Annotated in this window: 1 protein-coding gene; it reads right to left on the bottom strand. The window is 49.7% G+C overall.

Annotated features, from left to right (window positions below; genetic code table 11):
• Window positions 1-15: 15 nt before the first annotated feature.
• Window positions 16-592: group II intron maturase-specific domain-containing protein (locus tag ACFPQ4_RS24735; RefSeq protein WP_378114627.1), on the bottom strand; the 577-nt coding region annotated here is incomplete at its 5' end.

Genomic DNA, 592 nt, shown 5'->3' with positions numbered 1-592 from the left:
GGCGGTTCCTAAAGGTTAACGAGTCTCAAGATAACGAGTTGTCAGACTCAATAGCCCTTGGTCGCTCCAGTAGGAGCGATTAAGGGCGTTATTTATGTTTCGGGACATTTCCCAACATCCTCGTCTGGCGTTTGCCGTCATTCTTGCCGCCCATTCCGGTACACCTAGAGCACGTAAGTTTCGAAGTCTGGTTCTTGGTAACTTCCATTGTTTCCATAAGCACATACGTAGCCTTCGGCGAATCCATTCGTCTAGACGTTCGCAATGTGTCTTCGCGGATGCTAACCGGAAATAACCAATCCACCCCATCAGATAGCGGTTGAGTTCTTTCAATCGGCTTTCCATTGAGATTCCTCGCGTGCGCGAGGTTATCTCTCTTACGCGTTCCTTCAGTTGTTCCAGTTTCTTCGGGGCGATTCGAATCGACGCACCTTTGTTGGTAAGGAAACTAAATCCGAGAAACTTTCGGTTCCAAGGACGGTCTACTGCGCTTTTATCCCGATTCACTTTCAGTCTGAGCTTCCCCTCTACGAAGCGGACAACCGATTCCATCACGCGCTCACCTGCGCGTTTGCTTCGGACGAAGATGTTG

The sequence above is a fragment of the Cohnella yongneupensis genome, assembly GCF_042655785.1.
Classification (GTDB): domain Bacteria; phylum Bacillota; class Bacilli; order Paenibacillales; family Paenibacillaceae; genus Cohnella; species Cohnella yongneupensis.
Note: the sequence above shows the minus strand (reverse complement) of the source record. Positions and strands in the feature narration are given on the sequence as shown.